Source organism: Paenibacillus sp. BK720 (assembly GCF_011761545.1).
Classification (GTDB): Bacteria; Bacillota; Bacilli; order Paenibacillales; family Paenibacillaceae; genus Pristimantibacillus.
The window spans coordinates 252,820-278,882 of sequence record NZ_JAASRQ010000001.1; the positions used below are offsets into that span (position 1 = coordinate 252,820).

Consider the following 26,063-nt stretch of genomic DNA (forward strand, 5'->3'; position numbering starts at 1 on the left):
ACGAAGTATGAATCGCTATCGCCATTCATAAAAGTTAATGCTTACGAAGCAAGAATCATCACGAACAGCCGAAAGGCCGTTTGTGTGATAATTCTTTAAGCGAATGCTTACGAAGTATGAATCGCTATCGCCATTCATAAAAGTTAATGCTTACGAAGCAAGAATCATCACGAACAGCCGAAAGGCCGTTTGTGTGATAATTCTTTTTAGGAGATGCAAAAATGTCCTACAAATCTCTGAAATTTTTAATTTTATGGATCCCTACTATTGTTGTAGGTTTGTGGGAGTACGTCCGGCACGTCTTCCTGCTTCCGTATATTTCAATGGAGCTGGGTAACTTTTTGGCCCCGGCCCTTGTGTTTCTGTTTACACTGACTTTATTGCGCGGACTGTTTGGCAAGCTGGAACAGACGCAGGAAGCCCTTCAACGCGAGCGGGTGTCCAAGGCTTCCTTCGAGCAGCGGGAGCAGCTGGCACGCGAGCTTCATGACGGCATCTCGCAATCGCTGTTCCTGCTTTCCGTAAAGCTGGATAAGCTGGAGCATATGGGGCTGAGCGATGACGCGAGGGAAACGACTGTTCAAATCAGACAGACGGTTAAGCATGTCTACGAGGATGTCCGGCAGTCCATTGCGAGTTTGCAGTCTCCGGCCGTAGTCGTAGATGATTCATGGCTGAACGCCATTCATGGGGCGGTGAATGATTTGCTGCAAAACAGCGGCGTTCGCGCAAAGCTCGATTGGCAGCTGCCGGAAGGCGCGTTATCCAACAAACAGCTGGTCGAGCTGCAGTCGATTATTCGGGAAGCGCTGATGAACGTCCGCAAATACGCGCAGGCGACCGAGGTTGAGGTTATAAGCCGGCAGCAGGGCGAAGAGGATTTTGTATGCGAAATAAAGGATAACGGAGTTGGAGCAGACCCTGGCCTGATCGAAGCGAAGGACCGGTACGGCATCCGCATGATGCGGGATCGAGCAGAACAGATGGGCTGGTTGTTTGATATTAGAAGCGCGGCAGGCGCGGGAACAACGGTACGCATTCAATCCGGAGGTGAAGGAAATTGAGTAAAGCAATTCGGGTATTTCTGGTGGATGATCATCCTCACGGAAGGGAAGGCATGCGGGAAATTATCGGAGCGGATCCGGAGTTTGCGGTTGTCGGCGAAGCGGCCAGCGGCGAAGAAGCGATTGCCCGGATCGATGACGTGCTGCCCGATCTGGTGCTGATGGACATCAATATGCCCGGCATGGGAGGGCTTGAGGCGACGCAGCAGCTGAAGTTTTTGTACCCGGCTCTCAAGATTGTTATGGTGACGGTCTCGGACGACATTACTCATTTGTTCGAAGCGATCAAGCGGGGAGCGCAAGGCTATCTGTTCAAAAATCTGTCTCCTTCCGCATGGAGAGAATATCTCCGGGCCGTTGTGGATGACGAAGCGCCCATGTCGAAGGAAATTGCTTTCAGGCTGCTGCAGGAGTTTACTTCGGCGGCCTCGTCAAACGGGACAAACCCGGCAAAAGCCGGTACTAAATCCGGGATGCCCGGTGATGCCTCTGCAATGACAACGCCGCTTACTTCCCGCGAGAAGGATATTCTTGAGCGTGTTGTGACGGGAGAGTCGAACAAGGAGATTGCGGTTGCCTTCGGGTTATCCGAGCATACGGTCAAGAACCATTTGAAAAATATTTTGCAGAAGCTTCATCTGGATAACCGCGTTCAGCTGACCCGTTATGCCTACGAGCAGGGGCTGCTCGAAAAATAAACTTGCCAAGCAGCGAATGGTTGCAAGGAAATCAGGAAATGCATATAATATAGATTATTGTGTCCAATAGAGAAAGCTTTGATGGAGATAAGTAAGCAGAGCTTCCGTACAGGGAGAAGACGCCATGGATTGCGAGCGTCTTTACGGGATTAGGCTGCCGAAGTTCACTCCGGAGCAGACGCCTGAACCGCTTCAAGCCGCCAATGGCCGAACGCGAATTAGGGAAGGTCCGGTTCCCGCCGTTAACGGGATTTGAGGGGTTGCTGTTTTTGGGCAATCCGAATTAGGGTGGTACCACGGTCTTTCGTCCCTTGCGGGGAGGAAGGCCTTTTTTTTGTTGCTATTGTTGTTATAAATTCCACAATGGAGGCGAGTTTTTACGATGAAAGAGCGTTTGGAAGCATTGCGCGTTGAAGCGCTGCAAGAGCTGCACCAGGTCGACAATCCGCAGCAGCTGAATGATTTGCGTGTGAAATACTTAGGAAAAAAAGGGGCGCTGACCGAGATTTTGCGCGGGATGGGCGGCCTGAGCGCGGAAGAGCGTCCGATTATCGGGCAGGTGGCCAATGACGTGCGCGCCGCGATCGAAGGCGTTATCGACGAGAAGCAAAACGCGTTCCTCGCGGCCGAGACGGAAAACCGTCTTCGCGCGGAGACCATTGACGTAACGCTGCCGGGCAAAGCTTTGCCGACAGGCGCGGTGCATCCGCTGAACAAGGTCGCGCAGGAAATCGAGGATGTATTCGTAGGCTTGGGTTACTCCATTGCCGAAGGTCCGGAGGTCGAGACCGATTACTTCAACTTCGAAGCGCTTAACCTGCCGAAGAACCACCCTGCCCGCGATATGCAGGATTCGTTCTACATTACGGAAGACATCCTGATGCGTACGCATACGTCGCCGGTTCAGGTCCGCACGATGCAGCAAATGAACGGCAAGCCGATCAAGGTTATTTGCCCGGGCAAAGTATACCGCCGCGATGACGACGACGCGACGCATTCGTTCATGTTCAATCAGATTGAAGGTCTTGTCGTTGGTCCAAACATCCGAATGAGCGACCTGAAAGGCACGCTGCTTCAATTCGTGCAGCAAATGTTCGGGCAGCAGGCGCAAATCCGTCTCCGCCCAAGCTTCTTCCCGTTCACGGAGCCAAGCGCGGAGGTTGACGTTACCTGCGTGCAATGCGGCGGCCACGGCTGCCGGATGTGCAAGCAGACAGGCTGGCTTGAAATTCTCGGCTGCGGCATGGTGCATCCGCGCGTTCTCGAGATGGGCGGCTACGATCCGAAGGAAGTGAGCGGTTTTGCTTTCGGCATGGGCGTTGAGCGCATCGCGCTTCTGAAATACGGCATCGACGATATCCGTCATTTCTACACGAACGATCAGCGGTTCTTAAGCCAATTCGCGAGAATGTAAAGGGGAGGGGAAACAAGCGATGAAAGTATCTTACCAATGGTTAAATGAATATATCGATTTGACAGGCTATACGGGCGAAGAATTAGCGGAAAAAATGACGCGCGGAGGTATCGAGATCGACGGCGTGGAGTCCCTCAACAAAGGGGTGACCGGCGTTGTAGTCGGTTACGTGAAATCCCGCGAGAAGCATCCGGATGCCGACAAGCTTAGCGTATGCAAGATTGACATCGGTACGGGCGAAGAGCTTCAAATCGTATGCGGCGCGAAAAACGTGGACGCCGGCCAAAAGGTTCCGGTTGCGATGATCGGCGCGAAGCTGCCGGGAGATTTCGCAATCAAACGAGCGAAGCTGCGCGGCGTGGAATCGCAGGGCATGATCTGCTCGGCCAAGGAGCTTGGCATTAACGACAAGCTGCTTCCGAAGGAGCAGCAGGAAGGCATTCTCGTGCTTCCGGCATCGACGCCGGTTGGCACGCCGATCGGCGATGTGCTTGGCATAAACGACGAGGTGCTTGAGCTGGATCTGACGCCCAACCGTTCGGACTGCCTCAGCATGCTGGGCGTTGCTTACGAGATTGGCGCTTTGACCGGCCGCGAGGTGCGCATCCCCGAACCGGCCGTTAACCATGCGGCAGACCGTGCGGACAGCCATATCTCGGTATCGATCAGCGCTCCGGAGCAATGCTCGCATTACAGCGCGCGATACATCAAAGGCGTAAAGATTGGTCCATCCCCGCAATGGCTGCAAAACCGGCTGATCGCTGCGGGCATTCGTCCGATCAGCAACGTGGTTGACGTGACAAACTTCGTTATGCTGGAATATGGCCAGCCGCTGCACGCTTTTGACGCGGATGCCCTTACAACCGGCCGAATCGACGTTCGTCTGGCGAAGCAAGGCGAGAAGATCGTAACCCTGGATGACCAGGAGCGTACGCTTGAGCCTCATATGCTCGTTATTACGGATGGCGAGAAGCCTGTGGCGCTGGCAGGCGTTATGGGCGGAGCGAATTCCGAAGTCAACGACCAGACGGTTAATATCCTGCTGGAGTCGGCGAAGTTTGACGGCGGTACCGTCCGCAAAACCTCCCGCCAGCTGGGTCTCCGTTCGGAGTCGAGCATCCGCTTCGAGAAGGAAGTGGATCCGGCCCGCGTTATTCCGGCGCTGAATCGTGCGGCTGCTCTTATTGCGGAGCTTGCCGACGGTCTTGTGGCAGAAGGAATCGTGGAAGCGGTGGTTGCGAAAACAGAGCCGGCTGTTGTTGAAGTCACGTTGGACAAAATCAACGGTTACCTCGGAACGGAGCTGTCGCGCCTTGAGGTTCAGACGATTTTTGACCGCCTGCATTTCAGCTACCGTTTATCCGATGCCAATGACCTGTTCGCCGTAACGGTGCCTACGCGCCGCGGCGACATTACGCGCGATGTCGACTTAATTGAAGAAGTAGCCCGGTTGTTCGGCTACGACAATATTCCTACTACGCCGATTCACGGCGATGTGACGCCTGGCGGGCTGACCAAGCCGCAGACGATCCGCCGCGAGCTGCGCAGAAGATTGACCGATGCGGGTCTTTTTGAAGTGATCAGCTACTCGTTTACGGGACCTTCCCGCACCGAGCTGTTCCCTGAGCTGACCGGCAAGGATCTGAAACCGGTGAAGCTGGCTATGCCGATGAGCGAGGACCGCAGCGTTCTCCGTACTACGCTGATTGCCCAGCTAATTGAGACAGCGACGTATAACCGCAACCGTAAAAATGAATCTTCAGCGATTTTCGAAATCGGCAGCGTCTTCCATACGGAAGAAGAGCAGCTTACGCGCCTTCCGGAAGAGAAGCAGCGCCTTGCGGTATTGCTCACGGGCAACCGTGTAGACGCGCAATGGAACCGTAAAGCGGAGCCTGTAGATTTCTACGATGCAAAAGGCGTTCTGGAAACCGTGGTTGATGTTCTTGGCTTGACCTCGAAGGTACGTTACGAATCGGCTCAGCCAACGAACTTCCATCCGGGCAGAACGGCGGCGGTTATCGTGGATACCGCCCATGGACCGGAAACGATCGGTTACGTCGGCCAGCTTCATCCGACGTTGCAGCATGAAAGCGACCTTGCCGACACGTACGTGGCAGAGATAGAATTGGGCACCTTGTATGGGCTGGCTGATTCCGGCATCGAATACAAGGCTCTTCCTCGCTACCCGGCTATGCAGCGCGATATCGCCGTGGTGCTGGACCAGGCTGTTCCGGCAGCGAAGCTGACAGAAACCGCGTGGGCTGTTGCGGGCGAATTGCTCGAGTCCGTTCGGGTGTTCGACGTCTTCACCGGCGAAAAGCTTGGAGCCGGCAAGAAGAGCGTTGCCGTAGCGCTCGTTTACCGTCATGCCGACCGTACGCTGACCGATGAAGAAGTGACCGAGCTGCACGGCAAAGTCGTTGCCGAGCTTGAACAATCTTTTGCCGCTGAATTAAGAAAGTAGGCAGGAAACCTTTTAAGTCGCATCGAAATAGTTCCTTGTGAACTTTCGATGCGGCTTTTTTTGTGCTTTTTGCGCAAAAAAAGGCATGAAAGATGAGTTTTTTCACAGATTTGCAACTTTCGCAATCGTTTTTTGTTACATAGATGAAGACAAATGTTAGGATCTGCGTATGACTTTTAAAACGCGAGACGTTGAATAGGAGGATAACCCAGTATGGATGCTGACCAAACCGTAGTAACAGTTGATATATACGGACATCAATATAAGCTTAAGGGTCATAACAACGTTGATTATATAAAGCGTGTAGCCGGCACGATCGATGACGCTATGAAAAAGCTGGCGATCGGCAATCCTCGTCTCGATATGCCCAAGCTTGCCGTTTTGGCCGCGGTTCAGATGACTGAGGAAGTTTTCCGGCTGCGTCGAGAAAACGATACTCTGCACGACGCCGAGGCCAAGCGTCTTGTGCTGGTAGATTTGCTGGAGCAGGCAAGCCGGCTGGAGGTTTCGCTGCGCGAGGAGCTTGCGGCTGTTCAGCAGAAGTCCAAGACGGAGCTGGAGGAGCTTAGGGGAGAGTACGAAACCGAGCTAGCCGCCGCGAAAGCGGCTGCCGCGGAGGAGCTGGCTGCGAGACTGGAAGAAGCGGCAGAGCTTCTGGCGTTAGCGCAAGCGGAAGCGACGGAGGAGATCGAGCGCGTCCAGGCGTTAGCCGCAGAGCAGCTGGAGCAGGAGCTTGAGCTTGCGCAGGCAAAAGCGGAGGCGGAGCTGGATCGCGAGCGGGCGAGAGCGGCGGAAGCGTTAGCCGCGCAGCAGGCGGCAGCGGAGCGGGAGCTCGAGCGGGAGCGCGCGCGGGCAGCGGAAGCGGCTGAGGAGCTGGCGCTGGCCGAAGCGTTGGCCGCGGAGGAGCTGGAGCGCGAGCGGGCGAAGGCAGCGGAAGCGCTGGCGGAGCAGCAAGCGGCAGCGGCGCAGGAGCTGGAGCGCGAGCGGGCGCGGGCAGCGGAAGCGCTAGCCGCGCAGCAAGCGGTGGCGGCGCAGGAGCTGGAGCGGGAGCGCGCGCGGGCAGCGGAAGCGGCTGAGGAGCTGGCGCTGGCCGAAGCGCTGGCCGCGGAGGAGCTGGAGCGCGAGCGTGCGAAGGCTGCGGAAGCGCTGGCGGAGCAGCTTGAGCGGGAACGTGCGACAGCAGAAGCAAGGTTGGCGGAGCGGCAAGCGAAGGCGAATGAAGAGCTGGAACGCGAGCGCGTAACGGCAGCGGAACTGTTGGCCGCGCAGCAGGCGCAGGCGGCACGCGAGCTGGAGCAAGAGCGGGCGAAAGCGGCTAAGGCTGCGGATGAGCTGGCGCACACGCAAGCTTTATTAGCGGAAGAATTGGAACGCGAACGCGCCGGAGCAGCGGAAATGCTGGCCGCTCTGCAAGCGCAAGCGGCACAGGAGCTGGAGCAAGAACGGGCGAAAGCTTCGGAAGCATTGGCCGAGCAAGTAGAGCGTGAGCGTGCGAGAGCTGCACAAGCACTAGCGGAGCAGCAGGCGAAGGCTGCTGAAGAGCTGGAGCGAGAGCGGATCAGAGCGGTAGAAGCGGCTGAAGAATTAGCCTTGGCGCAAGCCCTTGCGGCAGAAGAACTCGAACGCGAGCGCGCAAGGGCAGCGGAAGCTTTGGCCGCTTTGCGGATGCAAGCGGAGCAGGAGCTTGAACAAGAACGAGCGAAGGTTACGGAAACCGCGGACGAGCTGGCCTTGGCGCAAGCCCTTGCGGCAGAAGAGCTCGAACGCGAACGCGCAAGGGCAGCGGAAGCTTTGGCCGCTTTGCGAATGCAAGCGGAGCAGGAGCTTGAGCAAGAGCGTGCCAGAGCTGCCGAAGCTGCGGACGAGTTGACGCTGGCGCAAGCACTAGCAGAAGAAGAAGTCGAACGCGAGCGCGCAAGGGCAGCGGAAGCTTTGGCCGCATTGCAGTCGCAAGCCGCACAGGAACTGGAGCGGGAGCGTTTGCAAGCCGCGGAAGCATTAGCCGCGCAAGTAGAACGCGAACGTGTCAAAGCTTCGCAAGCTATAGCCGAGCAGAAAGCCGCAGCAGAGGAGGAGCTTGCCTTAGTGCAAGCCATGGCCGCTGAGGAACTTAAGCTAGAGCGCGCAAAAGCCGCAGAGCTGGCTGAGCAGCTGGAGCGTGAACGCGCGAAAGCGGCTGAAGCTGCAGAGGAGCTGAAGCTTAACCAAACGCTTGCTGCGGAAGAGCTGGAGCTTGAACGCATGAAAGCAGCGGAAGCTTTGTCCGCGAAGTTGGAGGAAGAGCGCGCAATAGCCGCGCTAGCCCTCGCGGAACAGCAAGCGGCAGCGGCACGGGAACTGGAGCGCGAGCGGGTAAAAGTTGCGGAAGCCGTAGACGAGCTTGCATTAGCCCAAGTCATTGCTACGGAAGAGTTGGAGCAGGAACGCAAGAAAACGCTCGAGCTTATACAATCGAAGGAGCAGCAGTGGCAGGAGCAGCTTGCTCAGCTTGAGCAATCGCTGAAGGCCGATTTTGAACGCCGCCGCAATGGATGGATTGAGGAGCGTACAAGACTTCTTACGAAATTGTCCGAGCTGGAGCAGGCTTGGAATCAGGATAAGCAACTGCATGAGCTTCGTCTCCAGGCTGCGGACGAGCATTTGATGCAGGCGATGGAGCAGGAAGAAGCGCTGCGTGCTTCCATCCAGGCGATGGAGCAGCAATCAAACGAGCTTGAGCGGCAATATGCCGAGGTTAAGGAACAGCTCGAGGAAGCTTCTCAGCAGTATGCGCAATCGCTTGAGAAAATAGGGCGATTAGAGCAGCAGGCCTCCAAGCAGCTGGAATTGCAAACGGCTGTTGAAGTGCTTGCAGCCGAACAAACGGAGAAGCTGCAGCAATTGCAGGAGCAATTTGATCTCCTTCAGGATGAGATGGAGAAGCAGCAGCGCCGATTCGAAACGGAACGTTCTGTTCTTGAGCAGCTTCATGCGGACCGATACAACGAAGCGGAACGCCGTCTGGAAGAACAAGCGCGTCAGTTGACGGAAGCATCCGCTATTTTTGAAGAGAAGGAGCTTGAACTGGAACTTCAATATGAAGAGGACAAGCACAAGCTGGAACGTAAATACCAAGAGCAGCAGGAGCAGCTTGAGATGCGTTTTGCCGAGCAGCAATTCGAATTGAAGGAACGTTATGAGCAGCAATATGCTGATCTAAGACAGCAGCTGGACGCAGTTCAGTTGACGAATCAGGAACTGGAAGAGCGGCTGAAGTCGCACAATGCCGCTATGGCCGCGAAGCAGGAGCAGCAAATTGCCGAGTTGGAGCGGCAGCATCAAGAGCAGCTTCGTTCCCTCGAACGGCAGTTCACCGATCAGAACGAATTGCTTGAACTTCAGTACATGGAGCAAATCGAGCAGCTTGAGCGCCAGCAGCAGGAGCTTAAAGCGGATTGGGATGAACGGGAGCAGGAGCATAGCCGTACACTCGATCAGCAGCGCCAGCAGTACGAGCATCGCTACGAGGAGCGTCTTTCGGAAGCGGAGGAACGGTACTCCGAGCTTCTGGCGCAGCAGGAAGAACAACAGCAGCTCCTGCGCTCCCGCATTAAGGAGCTGGAATCTTCCTTGGAAGAGACGAAGCTTCGTAGTCTTGAAAAAGAAGAAAAGCTCTCGGAGTCAACAAAACGCGAGAATGAGCTTATGGAGCAGTTGGAATATACCGCTGCGCGCGAACGGATCACGGTACAGCAGATCGAAGCTGCCGGACTGCAAATTCAGAAGCTTAACGAACAGCTTCAAGCCGAGCAGCAGCTTGCGCGGCAAGCGAAGCAGGAGGCTGAACGTTTGACAGAATCGGAACGCAATCGGGAAGCAGCAGAGAAATCGCTTCTCGAACAGCTCGAAGCGGCGCGCAAAGAAGCTGCAGCAGCTGCGGATTTGAGGATATTGCTGGATGAGCAGGCGCAATCACTGGCGGCTGAGCATCAGGATGCTTCCGGTGAAACGGAAGCCCTTCGCGAGGAGCTTCGCGTACTTGGCGTGAAGCATGAGAAGCTGGAGATCGAATACCGCAAGCTTCAAACGGAGTACAATGAATGGATAGAATTAATCGAACATAGCTGAACCGATACAGAAAAGAACCATCTGCTCTCATGAGCAGGTGGCTCTTTTGCGTTAATTGATATACTGGTTCGGCAAGGGAGTCGGACGTTTGCAGCTAGCTTAACGATGCGCCGCATCGTTAAGGATGTTATGTGTGCTCGCAACGAGCCGCGTTCGGACGTTTATAGGTAGCTTAACGATGCGCCGAGTTACCGGGCGGATGAGGCGTAGAGTAGGTGCGAACACCAAATAACACGGAAATACGGTGTAACAAAGCCAGAGATTCGCGCCTCTGCAAAAAAAACCGTTCCAATGCAATAGCACTGGAACGGCTTCCTCCGTTTCGTTACCCGTAGCTGACTATAGTTCCGGTTGGCCCGCCTACCGGAAGGCTGGCCAAGCGGATGAGGTCCGGGGTGACGACTGCCGGGTCCTTGCCGGTGGCGTGCATTTCGGTACGCAGGGTACCGGGGTTGTATAGGTTAACCAGGATGCCGTGCTCATGCTCTTCGTCGGCGAGCGTGCGGGTCAGCGATTCAAGGCCGGCTTTCGCTGCGCTATAGGCGGCATAACCGCCTGCTCCGTTCCAGGACAAGCCGGAGGTTATATTAATAATGCGGCCGTATTTGCTTTTGCGCATGGTTGGCAGAACGGCCTTTGTAAGCAGAAACGGTCCCGTCAAATTGGTGGCCACTTGCGCATGCCAATTCTCAGAGGTTAGTTCCAGCACGGAACCGGGCTCGAATACGGCCGCATTATTTAATAACACATGTATGGAACCCCATTTGTCGATGACCTGCTGGACTGCGGATTGAATTTGGCTTTCCTGCGTAATGTCGGTAGGGATGATCAGCGCTTCGCGGCCCGTAGTCCGTTTGATCAGCTCGGCTGTCTCCTGCAGCTTGCTTTCACGGCGGCCTAACAAAGCAATCTCGGCTCCTTCCTTCGCAAACGACAGGGAAGTTGCCCTTCCGAGTCCCGAACCTGCACCGCTTACGATGGCAATCCGTCCGTTTAATAAGCTCATGGATCATACCCCTCCTCAAAAGAATAATTTATGAATCATCTTATCAGACCGGAAGGCGGTAGGGGAAGAGTTCATAGCATCAGTCTTTCTTACCCTTTTGTAAAGGAATCATTATAATTCATATGTAGGGTGGCAAGAAGGCATGTCGCGGGAAATAAAAAAGACCTCTTCATAAAAAGAGGTCTCCGCAGCATATGGCTTAGGCAGCTTCAACAATAAGCTTGGCTGACATTTTCGAATGTCCTCCGCCGCAAGGAATGTTGCATTTGATTTCGTATTCGCCGGCATCGAGCGTAATGGTTTTTGCTTTATTCTGAGTCAGCTTCACGTTTGTCTTCTCAATCTCCACGCCGTGAACGCCATCGATGAGCTCAAGCTTAATGGTCTGACCTTTTTTGATACGGTATTCCGGCTGATCGAATTCCCAGCTGCTTGCTTTAATCACAACGTCGGCAACCGTAGAACTTGCTGCCTCCGATCCGGAGTTATTGCTCTTGCTGTTCGAGCCGCAGGCGGCAACGACGAACACAAGGCATAGCACAGATGCAAATATGAGCCACTTCTTCATCTTTATACCCCTTTCATAGCCAAAAACATAGAAATTCAATTCTTTTCCTATTGTAGCTTATCCATATCCAATTTGCAGTGACAGTCCCGTGACAAATGAAAAAGCCCCCGCCTATCGTTTCCGACAGGACAAGGGCTTAAGGCAAAAATCTTTGCATTTTTACTGTTAGTCACGGTTGCGGTAATCGCTTCTGCCTGCCTCGTACGGGGTGCTGACCGGAATGAACAGGTCGATAATCCCGATAACGAGAGCCGCTAAGATTGCGCCAAGCCAAGTGACGGATACGCCGCCGACGATAAACTGCGCAATCCAAATGACTGCCGCGCTGGCTAGAAAGCCAACAATACCGCGTCCAAACGGGGTAACTTTTTTGCCAAAAATACCTTCAATGATCCAACCAAGCGCCGCAATGACAAGCGCCAGCAGAAGTGCACTCCAGAACCCGCCGACGCTAAATTGAGGAACGATCCAGCCGACTACCATCAGAACGATGGCTGCAACGATAAAACGGACAACATGACCAAGAAAACTCATATCATTAGCCTCCTTATGTTAGGTTAGCCTAAGTATGGTGCGTTTCCTCCCTTATTATGACCATTAATCGGGGAAACATGTATGAATCAAGCGGTGATGTCGTGCATCCTAAACACCGATCAGCTATAATATAAGGGCGAGAGGAGTGTTCACTTGGACAGCAAAATTTTATCCACTTTGGAATTCCATAAAATTACGAATAAATTGGTGCATCATGCCGCCACATCGCTCGGAAAAAACGTGTCCGGGCAGCTTGCTCCCGTCTCCGATTTGGAGGACGTCAAGCTTATGCTGCAGACGACCGACGAAGCGTACAAAGCCGACAGGCTGAAAGGTAATGCGCCGTTTGGGGGCGTTGTCGATATTAGCGCTTCCCTGCATCGCGCGCGAATCGGCGGGACTCTGAATCCCGCGGAGCTGCTGGACATCGCGGCAACGGCCAGGGGCGCACGCCGGGTTAAGAAGCATATCGACAATCTTCATGAGGATGACCCGATTCCCCTTCTGTTCGGGCTGACTGAGCAGTTATCGGAGCATAAGCCGCTGGAGGATGCCATTTTTGATTGCATCGACGATAACGCGGAGGTTATGGACAGCGCAAGTCCCGAGCTGGCGTCCATTCGCCGCGAGCTGCGGAGCGGCGAGTCTCGAATCCGGGAGAAGCTGGAGCAGATGATCCGTTCGTCTTCGGTGCAGAAAATGCTGCAGGATTCCATCATTACGCTGCGCAACGACCGTTATGTCATTCCGGTCAAGCAGGAGTACCGTTCGCATTTTGGCGGGATTGTCCACGACCAGTCCGGTTCCGGCGCTACCCTTTTTATTGAGCCGGAAGCCATCGTATCGATGAACAACAAGCTGCGCGAAACCAAAGCCGCGGAGCTTCGAGAAATCGAGAAAATCCTGCAAAAGCTGACGGCCCGCGCGGCGGAGCATGTGGAGGACCTGCTATATAACCAGGAGCTGTTGGGGAGGCTGGACTTCGCTTATGCCAAAGCTCGACTTGCGCATGAAATGAAAGCCACGCTGCCGCGCATGAACGACAGGGGCTTTCTCAAAATCAAACGCGGCCGTCATCCGTTGATCGATCCGGAGAAGGTTGTGCCGCTTGATGTGGAGCTGGGCAACCAATTTACGGCTATTATCGTTACCGGTCCGAATACGGGCGGTAAAACGGTATCCCTTAAGACTGTAGGACTGCTCAGCCTGATGGCGATGTCCGGTTTGTTTGTTCCGGCTGAAGAAGGCAGCCAGCTTTGCGTGTTTGACTCCATTTATGCCGATATCGGCGATGAACAGAGCATTGAGCAAAGCCTTAGTACCTTCTCCAGCCATATGACGAATATTATCCGGATTTTAAAGTCAATGACGTCGAAGAGCCTTGTGCTGCTCGATGAGCTCGGCGCGGGAACGGACCCGGCCGAAGGCTCGGCGCTTGCGATCGCCATTTTGGAGCATATCCACAAGCTCGACAGCCGGATTATCGCGACTACGCATTATAGCGAGCTGAAGGCTTACGCTTATAATCGCAAAGGCGTCATTAACGCGAGCATGGAGTTTGACGTTGCAACGCTTAGCCCGACTTACCGGCTGCTCGTTGGCGTTCCCGGCCGAAGCAATGCGTTTGCCATTGCCGAACGGCTTGGTCTCTCCCAAGCGATAATTGATCATGCCCGCGGCGAGGTCAGCGAAGAGGATCAACGCGTGGAGAATATGATTGCTTCCCTTGAGGAAGACCGTCTAAGCGCGGAATCGGAGCGCAATACGGCAGAGATGATGCGCCGCGAGATGGAAGCGCAGCGCAAACGCCATGAAGCCGAGCTGGAGCGCTTCGAAGAGCAGCGCGACAAAATGCTGCAGAAGGCTCAGGAGGAAGCGCATGAGGCGGTTGCCAAAGCCAGACGCGAAGCCGATCAGATCATTGCGGACCTGCGCAGGCTTGCTCTGGAGGAAGGTGCCTCCGTCAAGGAGCATAAGCTTATAGAAGCGAAGCGCAGGCTGGAGGAAGCGGCACCGGAGCTTGCCACGAAGAAGAAGCGTCCGGCAGTCGGCGGAGCGAAGAAGCCGGCGAAGATTGGAGCCGGCGATGAGGTTATGGTCTATAGCCTCAATCAGAAAGGCATCGTTGTAGAGATAGGCGCATCGGATGCTACCGTCCAACTCGGCATTATGAAGATGAAGGTTGCTCTTGATGACCTGGAGTTGATCAAGCCCGTGGCTCAGCTTAACAAGCAGCAGCCAAAGCAGACGGCAAGCCTGAAGCGCTCCAAGGAAGACAGCCTCCGGATGGAGCTTGATCTACGCGGAGCGAATCTGGAGGAAGCTATCATTGAAGTCGATCGTTTCCTCGACGAATCGTATTTGGGCGGCCTTGGTCAGGTCTATATCATCCATGGCATGGGTACCGGCGTATTGCGTGCGGGAATCCAGCAATATTTGCGCAAGCATAGTCTTGTGAAGACGTATCGTCTCGGAAAATACGGCGAAGGCGGCGCAGGCGTAACCGTGGCGGAGCTTAAATAGCTTCGCCGTTAAGCTTGCGGCACGGCAAGCAAGCCTTTGGGAGTGATAAGGATGGGTAATGAAGTCGATCGTTTGCTCAGCAATTCGTATGCGGCATCTCTCGTTTATGTATCGCTGGTTGTGCTGTCGCTTATCGTTTTTTTGTCCGTGTTTGAGCTTGTAACCCGTTATAATTGCTGGAAAGAAATCAAGAACGGCAATTTGGCGGTAGCTATGGCGACAAGCGGGAAAATTTTCGGGATTTGCAATATTTTCAGGTTTTCCATTGAAGCGAACGTATCCGTTTACGAAAGTCTGATCTGGGGGATCTTTGGCTTTATCATATTGCTTGCCGCCTACTTCTTGTTTGAGTTTCTTACGCCGGTGTTCAAGATCGACGACGAAATCGCAAAGGATAACCGGGCGGTGGGGTTTATTGCCATGATTATTTCCATATCGCTGTCCTATGTAATTGGAGCAACGGTTATATTGTAGGTTTAAAGTCTTTTAGGAGGACATCAATGAAATATTTGTGGGGAATTTTGCTCGCAATCGCCATAATATTTTTCGGTCTAGGCGTTATCTATATTATGAACAATTAAGCTTGTGGAGGGTTTTGAAATGGAAGAACAAACAATTTGCCCATGGTGCGATACCGAGATCGTGTGGGATGAGGAAATTGGGCCGGAGAAGCATTGTCCGCATTGCGAGAATGAACTGAGCGGCTACCGCACGATGCAGATCGGAATCGACCGCGATGAAGACGAGCAGGACGACAACTGGGACGGGAAGCAAGGAAAGCAGCAGCAGCCGCAGGATGATGCCTATAACGATGATTCCAACGAAGGCTTCCGTCAAATGAATGTTTCCTGGCTTGCCGCGGAAGCAACCATCCGTCAAATTACGGACGGCCAGGATGAAGCGCCAGAGTGTCCTTCCTGCCGTGAATATATGCTGGAAGCTGGGAAACAGACGGTATCTCTTCTGCCAACGGTACATGCCGTAACCGGTAAACCGATTATCCAATCCCCGTTTGAAACGATAACCTATATCTGTCCGTCCTGCTTCCAGACTTCGACGGTACTGGGAGAGAGTTCCCGGAAACAGATGCTGGAGCTGCTTGCTCCAAAAGAGTAATTACTGGAAAAACGGCATGCAGCCTGTTCAATTGGGAATCCTAACGGAACATCACTGTTAGGAGGAATCGGATTGAAGCAGAGTCATCATGGCGTTAAGACCGGCGGGCGTATGCCTGGCAGATCAGTCGGCCGCGAAGTCCAGGGTTCTCGCCAAGGCAGAGCGCTGGATTCGCAGGCCATCTTGCTGCTGACGGTACAAGGTCTGTTTGGCGTAGCAAGCGCGCTGTCCGGAACGTTTATCCCGGTCTATCTCTGGAAAGCAAGCCAGTCCTTTATGCTAATCGGCTGGTACACGCTTGGGCAATACATAACAAGCGGCATCACCTTTTGGCTGGCAGGCAAATGGGTAAAGGAACATCATAAAATGTACAGCCTCCGTCTTGGCATCGTGCTGTCGGGGGCGTTTTATTTTATGGTATTGATGCTGGGCCAGCAGGCCAAAACGTACGGCATACCTCTTGGCATGCTGAGCGGCATGGCCATGGGCTTTTATTGGATGGCATACAATGTCGTTTATTTCGAAATCACCGAGCCGGATAACCGCGACCGGTTTAATGGAACGGCAGGCATATTAGGCGCATTATCGGGGATTATTGCCCCTTGGGTGTCGGGTTTCCTGATTACGACGCTGCATGGCGAGCGCGGTTACAAGCTTATTTTTACGATATCCCTCGTCATCTTTGGGCTTGCTGTTGTAGGCAGCTTCTGGCTGAAGAACCGCGGCGTTATAGGAGAAAAGTACAAATGGTTCCTTGGCATTGAAGAGCTGAAGCAGAAGGGAAACCCATGGCGGAGGATGTTTGGCGCCATTGTCACTCAAGGCGTTCGGGAGGGTGTCTTTATGTTCCTGATCGGACTTGTCATCTATATCGCAACGAAAAACGAAGGAAAGCTGGGGAATTTCTCCCTGATTACTTCCCTTGTTGCTCTAATCAGCTTCTGGTTTGTCGGCAAGCGCCTTAAACCGAGCAACCGCAGAATCGCGATGCTGGCAGGTACCATTATGATTGGTCTGATCATTCTTCCGTTGTTCTACAAAGTCAGCTACAGCACCTTGCTTATCTTTGGCATAGGCACATCCTTGTTTATACCGTTGTACATTATCCCGATGACATCCCGTGTGTTCGATCTGATCGGTCACTCGGAGGAAAGCGCCGTTAACCGCGAGGAGCTCATTGTTCTCCGCGAGGCGGGCCTTATTATTGGGCGTGTCCTCGGTCTTGCCGCCTATCTGATTGTCGTTTCCCAGACGCAGACGCCGGCGGCAATTGTTACCCTTATGTTTTGTGTTGGCATCGTTCCAATCGCCGGATGGTTCTTTATCCGGCCATTCCTAACGGCCAACAATAAATTTCGGTGAGTGCTTTTTAAAATAACTGCTAAGCCGTTTTTGCGTAGCATTACGCCACGGCTGCCGGTTTTTTAACTACCACGAAAAGGAGAATTTATGCCACGAATAGTATCTACCGTCATCGACCTCATCGGCGAAACGCCCGTCATCAAGCTTAACCGGCTTATTGAACCGGGAAGCGCGGATGTGTGCGTTAAGCTGGAGCGGTTCAACCCGAGCGGAAGCGTGAAGGACCGCGCCGCGTCGGCGCTTATCGAAGCCGCCGAGCAGCAAGGTTTAATCTCCCCGGGCAGTACCATTATCGAGCCGACCAGCGGCAACACCGGTATTGGCCTGGCGATGAATGCGGCTGCCAAAGGCTACAAGCTTATCCTGATCATGCCGGACAATATGTCCGCGGAACGAATCAAGCTGCTGCAGGCATACGGGGCAGAAGTTGTTCTGACACCCGCGGCGGAAAGAATGCCCGGAGCCATCCGCAAGGCGCTGGCGCTGCAAGCGGAAATACCGGGCAGTTTCATCCCGAACCAGTTCGAGAATCATGCCAACCCGGACATCCACCGGACAACAACCGCCGTAGAGATCCTGCAGCAAATGGGCGGCAAGCTGGATGCCTTTGTTGCCACGGCCGGAACGGGCGGGACCATTACCGGCACCGGCGAGACGCTTAAGGCTGCATTGCCTCATATACATATTGCCGTTGTTGAACCTGCCGGTTCGCCTGTTCTGTCGGGAGGCCAGCCCGGTCCTCATAAGCTGGTTGGCACAAGTCCCGGTTTTGTCCCCGCGATCCTGAACACGGAAGTTTATGACGAGATTATTCAGGTAGCGGATGAAGATGCGCTTCAGACGATGAGAGACCTTGCGCGGCTGGAAGGTCTGCTGCTGGGACCTTCCTCCGGCGCTTCCGTTTGGGCGGCCATGCAGGTTGCCAAGACGCTTGGAGCGGGCAAGCGTGTTTTATGCATAGCACCGGATACCGGCGAGCGGTATTTAAGCATGAACGTGTTTTAGAGGATTGGACGGAAAAGAATCCAACCGGCTTGAAAGGAATGCTGAATGTCCGCAAGCTGCATCTAGGCTTATAAATAAAGTCCATGATGAACTCCGCTTTAAAAGAAAGCCCTTAAAGCTTATTTCCAAGCTTTAAGGGCTTCTTTTATAAGTCCGCGCCGTTCTCTTACGTAATCCAGAATAAAGGAGGGTTCATCGAGAAACGTGTCGTAGCTGCTTTTGCGGGTAAAATCATCCCGGATTGCCGGCGTGATCTCTTTGTATAAGCGGGTAATCATAGGATCGATGCGCTCTACGGTAAAGGCTGTTTTTAATAGCTTCTGCAGGATTGCGCGGTATCTTTGACGGCAGGAAGAGAACTTAAACAGCTTGCCGGTCAGACTATTGTACCCCTGCAGCCGTACAAGATCGCTTCCGCAAGGCTTCCCGTAACAGTTTCTCCCCCAGGTTCCTTCGTAATCCCACGGAATAATCCGGTATTTGCTTGTTTTCTTATGCTCGTAAAGGGCATAGTTCTGATCAAAGCCGTCATAATTGCCGGTCAAAACCGCTCCGGCCAGCCACAATAAATATTGATTGATATCCAGCCGTTTGGCCGCATAAACGCTCAGCCGTTTGCTGGAGAGAGTATTGATATTGCGGATGAAACGGACAAGCCGGTATTTTGTGTTTGTTTGTCCCTTCACGATTTCATAACCGTCAAACAAGGAGTCTTTTTTGGCATTCGTATTCTGATCAACAAGACTGAAATCCGCGCTGTCATTAACGGCGTAAATCAGGGAGGTATAGCCTATACCTCTTTTTCTAAAGAACCGACGATCCACCGCTTCAATCTCCAAGTAGACCCCTTGCGGATAGCCGTTAATCTCGACGGAAATATGCTGGGTTTCCGGGGACGGTACTCCGATGAGATTAAAAAACTGAAAGGATAAGGCGTTGCGGATCATGGAAGGATCGTCGAATTCCGCATTCCAGTGGAGCGTTTTGCCCCCGTCCAGCCTGATTTCAAACGATTTCTTCGTATAATTGCGCGTATGGCCTCCCCGAATGCCGCATGTCGCCGAATATTGTTCGCCGTCTATTTCAATATGGATCGGTTTAAACGATTTGCTCCAAGGATTATTTTTCAGATCCCACAAATCATCCTCGTCAATTTCGATTTTACGTATAGGCAGCTGTGCCACGGGCTTCACCCCTTAAGACCGAAGTCAAAGCCTATCGTGGCCGATAGGCTCCTGTGCTTATTTACGGTATTCGGGAATGGGGGCGAATGACACCCGTAAGCGATGAAAATGTTTATTTCTCCATTTTGTCCGCATAAATGGTTACTAATCTAGTACCTCTCCTATACGGGTTACATATAAATATATTACAAACCGTCACCAATGGTAGATGACTAGATAGCGAATTACCAGCAAGTTCAGCCTATTAGTGGTAGAAGGTCAATTGGATGGCACGGTTGTAAATCTATTAAGCGAGAGTCATCGGAGGGATTTATTACATGTACGGATGCAATTGGCAGCAAGGCAACACTAGCAACGGTAACCACCACAACAGCCACAGAAGCAACAGAAGCCACAGAAGCCACAGAAGCAACAGCAGCAATGGCGGTACAAACACGGGCAACACCCAACTTAGAAACCTGGTAGGCGAATTTGTAAGAATTAATCGTGGCGGTCCGGAATCTATGGAGGGCAAACTGCTCGCAGTAAAAAACGATTACCTGGTTCTTTCGACAAGAGAAGGGGTCGTATACGTTGACCTAGACCATGTAAAAAGCGTAACGGGATTTGCTAAAGGCAAAAGCGGCGGAACTTCCAACGATTATATCAACGCCAACAGCTTCAGAGGGATCATTAACGCTTTGACGAAAGAATTCGTGCAAATCAACTGGGGCGGCCCGGAAAAGGTAGAAGGCTTCCTTGCTGAAGTCCAAGGAAACACGGCACTTGTTGTAGCGAATAACCAAGTCGTTTATATCCTGGTTGACCACATCAAAACCATCAAAAAACTCGGCGGTAAATCCGGCGGCAACAAATCGGGTAACAAAGGCGGCAACCAAGGCGGCAACCAAGGCGGCAATAAATCCGGCGGCAACCAAGGCGGCAACAAATCCGGCGGCAACAAAAACAACAAATCCGGAGCTCAAGGCGGCAAATCCGGCGGTAACAAAACGGGCAACCGTGCCGGCGCTCAAGCTCAAGGACAATCGACAGGCAACAAATCGAAAAAATCCGGTGGCAGCAACCGCTCGAAAAAAGGCTAATCGATAGATGAGATGCCGGGCATGTACTTTAGTGTCCGGCATCCTTAATAGATGAAGCTTTTGAAAAGGAGGTCGAGCAGTTGAAGAACCAGCACCCTTTCCTCGATTCACAGGTTGAGCTTGTCATTTCCGGAAGAGCGGGTATCCGCGGCAAGCTGATTGATTTTGGCCCCGATATTCTCGTGCTTTATAACGGGACCCAGTTTTACTATGTTCCGCTTATCCATTTGCAGCAAATGAGAGTTGTATACGATGAAGATCAGAGCTACAGCAGTACGCCGGAGCTTCCTTTCGAATCGTATAATGACTCCATCTCTTTCCGCAAAATATTATTGAATTCCAAAGGCATGTTTTCGGAAATCTATATCACCGGCAATCAATCGGTACATGGCTATGTAACGGCGGTAATGAACGATTTCTTTGTTTTTTACTCTCCGATCTACCATTCCGTCATGATCTCCATGCGGCATCTGAAATATCTGGTACCCTACAATGCCAATGTTACCCCTTACTCCTTGTCTTCCGAACAATTTCCGCTCAAGCCAACGCCATTAACCCTTGCCCGGACCTTTGATCAGCAGCTGCGCAAACATATCGGACAATTCGTCGTTCTCGATCTGGGAGAGAACCCCAGAAAAACAGGTGTCCTCAAAAATGTTGATTTGAGCCTGCTTGAGCTTGCGGACGCAAGCGGATCATCGGTGTTTATCCATTTTGATCACGTCAAAACGATTCACCTTCCATAAACAGGAAAGGCCTTTTGGTTGCGTCCAGCATATCAAGGGGCTTTTTTGTGCGGATACGGGAAATGCATCAGTTTTCTTCTTAAGGGGAAAGCTGGAAGCGAAGGTGGTGAATGTCTGTGCACCCTAACGCAAAGCCTATCGGTTTATGGCCAATTGTAATGATGACACTGCTTAGCGTTGGTCTTGTCAATCACGTCATCGTAGTTCCCCTGCTGCTTGCCGAAGCGAAAAGGGATGCCTGGCTGAGCATTCCGGTTGCGCTTATTATCGCGCTTCCCATTGCAGCCTTTCCTTTGCAGCGCGTGATGTTCAAGATGAACAGAGTGCGTTTTGACGAATGGCTCAAGCAGCGTATCCCGACTTTTTTTGTATGGCTGATTCTCGCAATTATTAACTTGGCCTTGCTGTTCGTTGCTTTCGGATCATTGGTAGACGTAGTGTCCTGGACGTCCAATACCTATCTGCCGTTGACCCCCCAATTTGTGGTCCTGTTTGTCTTCTGTTTTATCTGCATGTTTGCGGCCATGAACGGGCTGCGCACGATTGCGTACGTATCCTGTATTTTGCTTCCTATCGTTGTTGTGCTGGGAGACTTTGTGATGACGGCTAACATGCCTGCCAAGGACTACCGGTTTTTGCTTCCAATGTTCGAAATGGGAATGTACCCGATACTCAAAGGGGCGGTCTTTTCCATCAGCGCTTTTATGGAGCTGTCTTTTCTGCTGCTTATCCAGCATGAAATGAAGAGGAGCTTTAAGAAATGGCATTTGTTGCTGCTGACGCTCATGATAATGCTCTTGACCCTGGGACCAACCGTGGGGGCTATTACCCTGTTTGGACCTAACGAGGCGAGTTTGATGCGTTACCCCGCTTATTCGCAATGGCGTCTAGTGAAGATCGGCAAGTATTTCGAGCATGTCGATTTCTTCGCGGTCTTTCAATGGCTTTCGGGCGCTCTTATTCGAATATCGCTGTCGCTCTATTTGATCCAGCTCTACGGGCCTTTCAGAAAAATAAAACGGAAATGGATCAGCATGCTGATCACCGTTCTGATTTTGGCGGCCGCAAGCCTTTTCGTTCTGATGCACATGAAATGGTATATGATCCTGATGCATGCGTACTTCCAATCAGCATGGGTCCTGTTTGGCACCGTTCTTCTGCTGCTATGGATTCTCTCGTTTATGAAACCAAAGAAATCGGAACAGCCGAAAGCACAAGGAGGTTACCGTAATGAGCCGTGAATCGGAAACGCATAATCGCGGCCTCGACCGTCTGGACAGGATTTACGAAGAGCTCGACGGCTCGGGCGATATTGTCATCCAGACGATTGATGCGGGCAAAGAGCTTAAGCGGGAATTCCGCATTATGATGTGCGGCGGCATGGTGGACATGCAGACGGTGTTTATCGCTTTAATGCCGCAGCTGGACAAGCTGGCCGAGACGCTGAATGAGGAATTCGGGCAGACGGAGCGGGCTGAGAAAGAGCGCGAGCCCGTCGTTATGGAGAAGAACCATTCGTACAAAGAAGGCTACTCGTTTGGCGCACGTTTATCACTGGACAATGAAAGGGAAGTCTCTTACTTCTACTCAAGCCTCTATTCCGGCAGTGTTATAGCCGTCGACGAAGCCACGCGATCGGTATATTCCTTTGACGTTGCAAGCATTCCGGGACGCCAGCCTGAGGAATCGACGATGGAGCTTTCGGTTAAAGGTCCTCGGGACGGATTTGTGGAGGGGATTTCCACGAATATCGCGCTTGTCCGCAGAAGGCTCCGGACACCGGATATGCACGTTGAATATATGAAAATCGGGACAGAGTCGCAGACGGAAATCTCGATCATGTACATGAAGAGCAAAGCGGAGCCTTCTTTGGTCAATGAAGCCAGAAACAGGCTGCAAGCGATTGATATCGAAGCCTTGTACAGCTCTTCCGAGCTGGAAGAGCTCGTGTCGGACAGGCCTAAGAGCCTGTTCCCGTTAGTGGATTACATCGGCCGTCCTGACTATGTGGTTCAAGCGTTGATGCAGGGAAGAGTATGCCTTTTTGTGGATGGCAATCCCTCTGTCATCATTATTCCGGGCAATTTGACGCTTCTGATCAAATCGCCGGAGGATGCTCATCTGCCCTTTTATTACGTATCCCTTGAACGGCTGCTCCGGATTGGCGGGTTTATTCTTGCCATCTGCCTGCCAGGCTTTTGGGTCGCCTTGTCGGCATACAACACCGATCAAATTCCGTTTACGCTGCTTGCAACAGTAACCAACTCCCGAATTGGACTTCCGATATCCACCACCATGGAAATGTTCCTCATGATGACGATGTTCGAACTGTTCCGGGAGGCGGGTGTCAGGCTGCCTCGCCCCGTCGGCCAGACGGTATCCGTTGTAGGCGGACTTATTATTGGCGACGCCGCAATCCGGGCGGGCCTGACCTCGCCAACGATGCTGGTGGCGGCGGCGGTTACGGCAGTTTCTACCTTCACTCTGGTGAACCAGACCTTAGGCGGGACGGTGAGCATTTTACGGTATTTCGTGTTAATTCTCTCTTCGATATTCGGCATATTCGGCTTTTTCGTGAGCGTGTTTATTATTCTGATCTACATGTGCTCTCTGGAGACGTTTAACCAGAACTACATGCAGCCTATTGCTCCGATTAGATGGAGGGAACTCATATCGGGATTGCTGCAGAAGTCATGGAAGTCCAGAGCTAAAGGTGATAAACCATGAAGGTTCATTCGAATCTCCGAAGGTTTTTGAAAACGATGAAAGCGGTGTTGGCGCTAAGTGTTATGCTGGTAACCGGGGGCTGTTGGGATGAGGTCAATCTGCAGGATGTCAGCTACATTTCGGCTATTGGCGTAGATTACGTGGACAATCATTTTATTGTATACGCTCAAATGATATCGTTTGGCGTAATCGCGAAGCAGGACACTGCTCCGCCGCCTGGGAGCCCGATTTGGATAGGGAAGCACGAGGGGAATACCAATCTTGCCGCCATCTTTAACCTGATGGATTCCTCTCAATATAAGCTTTCATTAAATCACTTGAAGACGGTCGTCATTCACGAGCGCGCTTTCAATGAAATCAAGCAGATTATCGACAGCCTTAACCGCTTGAGCTCAACCCGGTTTAACTCCTTTGTATTTGGGACCAAGACGGACATTAACGAATTGTTTACGATGGATATGCTGTTCAACAAAACGCCGCTTACGACGCCGCTTTACGCGCCGCATATCGAGAATAACCAGAACAGCTATATCGAGCCCATGACGCTGCAGACATTGATTCGCGGAGCTTTGGAGCCTGCCATGGCGGTGAAACTGCCCGCCCTTTCCACCCTGCCGGATGACTGGGAGAATAATAAAAAGAAGCTCAAATTTTTAACGATTGACGGAGTGTTTTTATTTAACAAGAAGAAACCGGCAGGCTATCTATCCCGTGAGAGAACGAAGGGGCTCATATGGACAAGCGAAGCGTTCAAGCGGTCGCTTATTCCCGTTAATGTAGACGGTAAGCGAGGTTCCGTAGTGATTGATGCCGCCAAATCGAATATTAAGGTTAATTGGGCGGACAAGGACCCCGAATTTACGCTTAAGGTTAATGTCTCCGGACATTTAATTGAAGCGTCAAGCGACTTTACGGACGAGGAGCTTAAGACGCGGGTGGAGCAGGCGGTACAAAGCCAGCTGGAGGATACCTATTTGAGGGGATTAGCATTAAATGCCGATATCTATGATTTGGAGCATCAGCTGTACCGGCACCACAATCGCGCATGGAAACGGCTGGTGAAAGAGAATTGGAAGCCCGGACCGAAGGATCTGGCCATCGAGGTAAAATGCAAGATTACGAAGCAATCCGAGCTGCGCACCAAATCCGAGCTTGAGCTGCATACATAATCCATGGGTTATGCGCCCATAATATGTATGCTATCCCAAACCTGGCATGAAGGAGACGAAACCATATGATGCAAGCTTTAACCGCGAAGGAACTTGAATATATCGCGGATTCATTGTCCAATGAAGATTTGTTGATGAAGCAAAACGCTCTGCTGGCCTCTCTCGCGATGAACCCGCAGTTAAGACAAGCCGGAATGACTGAATTACAAACGCATCAACAGCATTATCAAACCCTGATGCAAGCCCTTCAGCAGCATCAGCACCTGGCTCCAACGCAACCGCAGCAGAACTAAAAACCCGGGAGGAGAAAAAACATGTATCAACAGCATCATTTGCCCGATGAGGATTTAGCTTATACGGTATTGTCCGATCTGAAGCGTGTCGTTCGTGAGTATTCGACGGCTGCTACGGAATCGAGTTGCCCTGAGGTTCGCCAAATGTTTACGCAGCTGATGAACAGCACGCTTAAATTGCAGGGAAACCTGTTCCAAACGATGCAATCGGCCAATATGTATAACACGGCATCGCCTGCTCTTCGTCAAGAAATTGATAAACAAGTGAAAGAATATCAGCAAACGCAGCAAAAAACGACGCAATATTTACAGCAACGACTAGGCGGCGCGCAACCGTCGTTCCAGCAATTCGGTCAATTCCAACAGCAGCAGCACCAGCCGCATCAGCCTTATTTTATGTAAAGACCCTTCGGGGTCTTTCGTTTTTTTTCTTTGCAGGAACCTATAATTCGTTGTAAAATATTTTAATAACCGCAGTTTTGGAAGGAGTTTGACGATGAACGAACTACAGCTGAAAGTGCTGGAGCTGCTCAAGGAAGACGCGCGACGCGACGCCGACCTGATCGCCGCCATGCTGAATGAGCCGGTGGAGAGCGTAAAGCAGGCAATCGCCTACATGGAAGAGGAACATATCATCGTTAAATATGCGACGGTTGTGAATTGGAGCAAGGTCGATGACGAGAAGGTTACGGCATTGATCGAGGTTCAAATCACGCCTGAGCGCGGACGCGGCTTCGAAGGCATCGCCGAGCGCATCTACTTATATCCGGAAGTGAAATCGGTCTACCTGATGTCCGGGGCATACGACTTGCTTGTCGAGATTGAAGGTAAAAATCTGAAAGAGGTTGCCTCTTTCGTTTCCAATAAATTATCGCCTATCGACAAAGTGCTGTCGACAAAAACGAACTTTATTCTGAAAAAATACAAACAGGACGGAATTATCTTCGAGGAGCATGAGGGTGACCATCGATTGATGATTTCGCCATAAGAGGGTGATG

General features: G+C 52.3%; 23 protein-coding genes. 19 read left to right on the forward strand and 4 right to left on the reverse strand.

Features of this window, described 5'->3' with window-relative positions; translation table 11 throughout:
* Positions 1-221: 221 nt before the first annotated feature.
* From FHT67_RS01140 to FHT67_RS01160, 6 genes are all read left to right on the forward strand, one after another.
* Positions 222-1,064, forward strand: a complete 843-nt coding sequence (locus FHT67_RS01140; RefSeq protein WP_167194910.1) for a sensor histidine kinase — start codon at positions 222-224, stop codon at positions 1,062-1,064.
* A 53-nt stretch (positions 1,065-1,117) separates the two neighbouring features.
* The gene (locus FHT67_RS01145) at positions 1,118-1,762 is read left to right on the forward strand and encodes a response regulator (RefSeq protein ID WP_481856042.1); all 645 of its coding nucleotides are present in this window, start codon (positions 1,118-1,120) and stop codon (positions 1,760-1,762) included.
* 124 nt (positions 1,763-1,886) lie between these two features.
* The gene (locus tag FHT67_RS30275; protein WP_279513470.1) at positions 1,887-2,018 is read left to right on the forward strand and encodes a hypothetical protein; all 132 of its coding nucleotides are present in this window, start codon (positions 1,887-1,889) and stop codon (positions 2,016-2,018) included.
* Positions 2,019-2,144: 126 nt separating this feature from the next.
* Positions 2,145-3,176 carry a phenylalanine--tRNA ligase subunit alpha gene (gene pheS / locus FHT67_RS01150; protein WP_132303201.1) on the forward strand — a complete coding sequence of 344 codons (1,032 nt, stop codon included), beginning with the start codon at positions 2,145-2,147 and terminating at the stop codon, positions 3,174-3,176.
* A gap of 19 nt (positions 3,177-3,195) precedes the next feature.
* Positions 3,196-5,643 carry a phenylalanine--tRNA ligase subunit beta gene (gene pheT, locus FHT67_RS01155; RefSeq protein ID WP_167194913.1) on the forward strand — a complete coding sequence of 816 codons (2,448 nt, stop codon included), beginning with the start codon at positions 3,196-3,198 and terminating at the stop codon, positions 5,641-5,643.
* Positions 5,644-5,856: 213 nt separating this feature from the next.
* The gene (locus FHT67_RS01160) at positions 5,857-9,750 is read left to right on the forward strand and encodes a hypothetical protein (protein WP_167194917.1); all 3,894 of its coding nucleotides are present in this window, start codon (positions 5,857-5,859) and stop codon (positions 9,748-9,750) included.
* Positions 9,751-10,075: 325 nt separating this feature from the next.
* On the opposite strand, the gene FHT67_RS01165 is transcribed toward FHT67_RS01160, so the two are convergent.
* The 3 genes from FHT67_RS01165 to FHT67_RS01175 all read right to left on the reverse strand — a co-directional run bounded on the left by FHT67_RS01165 (position 10,076) and on the right by FHT67_RS01175 (position 11,858).
* On the reverse strand, positions 10,076-10,756 hold the full coding sequence (locus FHT67_RS01165) for an SDR family NAD(P)-dependent oxidoreductase (protein WP_167194920.1): 681 nt from the start codon (positions 10,754-10,756) through the stop codon (positions 10,076-10,078).
* 199 nt (positions 10,757-10,955) lie between these two features.
* Positions 10,956-11,324 (reverse strand): cupredoxin domain-containing protein, encoded by a 369-nt coding sequence (locus FHT67_RS01170; RefSeq protein WP_132303205.1) that lies wholly within the window; start codon positions 11,322-11,324, stop codon positions 10,956-10,958.
* Between the two features lie 165 nt (positions 11,325-11,489).
* Positions 11,490-11,858: a phage holin family protein gene (locus FHT67_RS01175; RefSeq protein WP_132303206.1), complete on the reverse strand. Its 369-nt coding sequence runs from the start codon at positions 11,856-11,858 to the stop codon at positions 11,490-11,492.
* A 153-nt stretch (positions 11,859-12,011) separates the two neighbouring features.
* Between FHT67_RS01175 and FHT67_RS01180 the strand changes: the two genes are divergently transcribed.
* The 5 genes from FHT67_RS01180 to cysK all read left to right on the forward strand — a co-directional run bounded on the left by FHT67_RS01180 (position 12,012) and on the right by cysK (position 17,864).
* On the forward strand, positions 12,012-14,381 hold the full coding sequence (locus FHT67_RS01180) for an endonuclease MutS2 (RefSeq protein ID WP_167194923.1): 2,370 nt from the start codon (positions 12,012-12,014) through the stop codon (positions 14,379-14,381).
* 51 nt (positions 14,382-14,432) lie between these two features.
* Positions 14,433-14,855: a DUF350 domain-containing protein gene (locus FHT67_RS01185; RefSeq protein ID WP_167194926.1), complete on the forward strand. Its 423-nt coding sequence runs from the start codon at positions 14,433-14,435 to the stop codon at positions 14,853-14,855.
* Positions 14,856-14,981: 126 nt separating this feature from the next.
* Positions 14,982-15,497, forward strand: a complete 516-nt coding sequence (locus FHT67_RS01190; protein WP_167194929.1) for a hypothetical protein — start codon at positions 14,982-14,984, stop codon at positions 15,495-15,497.
* A gap of 72 nt (positions 15,498-15,569) precedes the next feature.
* Positions 15,570-16,859, forward strand: a complete 1,290-nt coding sequence (locus FHT67_RS01195; protein ID WP_167194932.1) for an MFS transporter — start codon at positions 15,570-15,572, stop codon at positions 16,857-16,859.
* 87 nt (positions 16,860-16,946) lie between these two features.
* Positions 16,947-17,864 carry a cysteine synthase A gene (gene cysK / locus FHT67_RS01200; protein WP_132303211.1) on the forward strand — a complete coding sequence of 306 codons (918 nt, stop codon included), beginning with the start codon at positions 16,947-16,949 and terminating at the stop codon, positions 17,862-17,864.
* 119 nt (positions 17,865-17,983) lie between these two features.
* Here the strand turns inward: cysK and FHT67_RS01205 are convergent, their stop codons facing one another.
* Positions 17,984-19,048 carry a CotH kinase family protein gene (locus FHT67_RS01205; protein WP_132303212.1) on the reverse strand — a complete coding sequence of 355 codons (1,065 nt, stop codon included), beginning with the start codon at positions 19,046-19,048 and terminating at the stop codon, positions 17,984-17,986.
* A 503-nt stretch (positions 19,049-19,551) separates the two neighbouring features.
* Here FHT67_RS01205 and FHT67_RS01210 point away from each other — a divergent pair.
* The 8 genes from FHT67_RS01210 (at position 19,552) to FHT67_RS01245 (ending at position 26,053) form a co-directional block, all read left to right on the forward strand.
* Complete coding sequence (locus FHT67_RS01210; RefSeq protein ID WP_167194934.1) at positions 19,552-20,130, forward strand: hypothetical protein; 579 nt, start codon at positions 19,552-19,554, stop codon at positions 20,128-20,130.
* 80 nt (positions 20,131-20,210) lie between these two features.
* The gene (locus FHT67_RS01215) at positions 20,211-20,876 is read left to right on the forward strand and encodes an adaptor complexes medium subunit family protein (protein ID WP_132303214.1); all 666 of its coding nucleotides are present in this window, start codon (positions 20,211-20,213) and stop codon (positions 20,874-20,876) included.
* Between the two features lie 158 nt (positions 20,877-21,034).
* The gene (locus FHT67_RS01220; protein WP_208403075.1) at positions 21,035-22,117 is read left to right on the forward strand and encodes a GerAB/ArcD/ProY family transporter; all 1,083 of its coding nucleotides are present in this window, start codon (positions 21,035-21,037) and stop codon (positions 22,115-22,117) included.
* A complete protein-coding gene (locus FHT67_RS01225; protein WP_167194937.1) occupies positions 22,107-23,603 on the forward strand; it encodes a spore germination protein in 1,497 nt (498 codons plus the stop codon). The genes FHT67_RS01220 and FHT67_RS01225 overlap by 11 nt, the downstream gene beginning before the upstream one ends.
* 35 nt (positions 23,604-23,638) lie before the next feature.
* Positions 23,639-24,772, forward strand: a complete 1,134-nt coding sequence (locus FHT67_RS01230) for a Ger(x)C family spore germination protein (RefSeq protein ID WP_165930546.1) — start codon at positions 23,639-23,641, stop codon at positions 24,770-24,772.
* Between the two features lie 65 nt (positions 24,773-24,837).
* Positions 24,838-25,065, forward strand: coding sequence for a hypothetical protein (locus tag FHT67_RS01235; protein ID WP_207918077.1), 228 nt, complete (start codon positions 24,838-24,840; stop codon positions 25,063-25,065).
* A gap of 21 nt (positions 25,066-25,086) precedes the next feature.
* Positions 25,087-25,467 carry a spore coat protein gene (locus FHT67_RS01240; protein ID WP_132303218.1) on the forward strand — a complete coding sequence of 127 codons (381 nt, stop codon included), beginning with the start codon at positions 25,087-25,089 and terminating at the stop codon, positions 25,465-25,467.
* A gap of 94 nt (positions 25,468-25,561) precedes the next feature.
* Positions 25,562-26,053: an Lrp/AsnC family transcriptional regulator gene (locus FHT67_RS01245; RefSeq protein ID WP_015843024.1), complete on the forward strand. Its 492-nt coding sequence runs from the start codon at positions 25,562-25,564 to the stop codon at positions 26,051-26,053.
* Positions 26,054-26,063: the final 10 nt, after the last annotated feature.